General features: G+C 73.0%; 2 protein-coding genes. Both read left to right on the top strand.

The window, feature by feature from the left end; genetic code table 11:
• Positions 1 to 267: UDP binding domain-containing protein (locus H5J33_RS33645; RefSeq protein ID WP_399552996.1), on the top strand; the 267-nt coding region annotated here is incomplete at its 5' end.
• Complete coding sequence (locus H5J33_RS33640) at positions 264 to 1,742, top strand: glycosyltransferase (protein ID WP_309485550.1); 1,479 nt, start codon at positions 264 to 266, stop codon at positions 1,740 to 1,742. The genes H5J33_RS33645 and H5J33_RS33640, both read left to right, overlap by 4 nt.
• Positions 1,743 to 1,851 lie beyond the last annotated feature (109 nt).

The raw sequence follows: 1,851 nt of genomic DNA, 5'->3' as shown, positions 1-1,851 counted from the left end.
GACATGCGGGAGAGCCCGGCGCTGCGGCTGCTCGCCCTGCTCGCCGAGCGGGGCGCCGACGCCCACTACAGCGACTGCCACGTGCCGCGCCTGACCGTGGACGGCCGGGAGCTGCGGTCCGTGGCAGACCCGCACGAGGAGGACTGGGACCTGGTGATCGTGCACACCGTGCACCCCGGCACCGACCTCGGCTGGCTGGACGCGGTGCCACGGGTGCTGGACCCCCGCCACCGCATCCGGACCGCTACCCCCGCCGCGGTCCGGTGAGCGCCGTACCCGGCACCCTGCCCTCGGCGTCCGCCACGGCCGGTTCCCCCCTCCGCCGCCGGCTGCGGGCCCGCCTGGGCGGGGCCCTGGAGGCCATGGACCCGCGCGAACGGGCCGCCCTCGTACGGCTGCTCGGTCTGATCGCGCTGGTACCGGTGCTGCTGCTGATCGCCCGGCGCTCGGTCCGGCTGCCGTACGAACCCAGCCTGCTCACCTGCTACGGCCTGGCCGTGCTGACCGGCACCGCCGGCCTGCTCTACCTCGCCTACACCCAGTACGACGACCCTGCCGTGCGCACCCTGCGCCGCCGGGCGCCGGACCACGAGACGTTCCCGGCGCTGCCGGAACGACCCAAGGTCAGCTTCCTGCTCGCGGTCAAGGACGAGGTCGGCAACGTCGAGGCCTGCGTCCGCTCCATGGCCGCCTCCGACTACCCCGACCTCCAGATCATCGTCGTCGACGACGGCTCCCGGGACGGCACCGGCGCGGTCCTCGACGGCCTCGCGGACGAACTCGGCATCACCGTCATCCGGCTGGACCGCAACATCGGCAAGAAGGCCGCCCTGGTGCGCGCCTGCGCGCTGGCCGACGGCGACATCCTGATGTTCACCGACTCCGACTGCGTCCTCGCCCCGGACGCGATCCGGCAGTGCGTACGAGCCATGATCCGCCATCCCGACCTGGGCGCGGTCAGCGGGCACTGCCGCGCCCTCAACCCGCACCAGAGCACGCTGACCCGCGTCCAGGACGTCTGGTACGAGGGGCAGTTCCGCATCGCCAAGGCGGCCGAGGCGGCGTACGGGGCGGTCACCTGCGTGTCCGGTCCGCTGGCCGCGTTCCGGCGCGAGGCCGTCTACAACTACCTGCCCGCCTGGGCGGAGGACCGGTTCGCGGGCGCCCCGTTCCGGTTCGCCACCGACCGGCAGCTGACCGGGTACGTGCTCGGCCAGGCCTGGCGCGGACGCGCCCTCAAGCAACGGCACGCCGGCTCGCCGTTCATCGCCGGACAGGACCACCCCGAGCGGCGCTGGCTCGTCGGCTACACCAAGTCCGCCCGGGTGTGGACCAACGTGCCCGCCCACTGGCGGCCCTTCATCCACCAGCAGGTCCGCTGGAAGAAGAGCTTCATCCGCAACCTGTTCTTCACCGGCGGCTTCATGTGGCGCCGCGGACCGGTCCCGGCCCTGCTCTACTACGGCCACGCCCTGTGGGTGCTGGCCGCCCCCGCCCTGGTCTTCCTGCACCTGGTGTGGGCCCCGCTGCACTGGGCGGCCGGACTGACCGCGCTCTACGTGGCCGGGATGCTGCTCAAGGGCAGCATCTGGGGCCTGGCGTTCCGGCTCGACAACCCGGGCGACAGGCGCTGGCGCTACCGGCCCCTGATGAGCCTGCTGTCCTGCTGTGTCCTGGCGTGGCTGCTGCCGTACGCCGCTCTCACCCTCCGCCGTGGAATCTGGACAAGGACTCCCGCATGAGCATCACCGCAACCCCGTCGACACCGCACCCGCCCCGGCGGGGCCGGGTCCGCAAGGGCATCGGCTACCTGTTCCGGCTGACCGTCGCCGTACTCTCCGCCGCCACCGT

Origin of the sequence: Streptomyces sp. WELS2 (genome assembly GCF_013870595.1) — a bacterium.
Taxonomy (GTDB): Bacteria; Actinomycetota; Actinomycetes; order Streptomycetales; family Streptomycetaceae; genus Streptomyces.
This window is presented reverse-complemented; position numbering and strand designations above follow the sequence as displayed.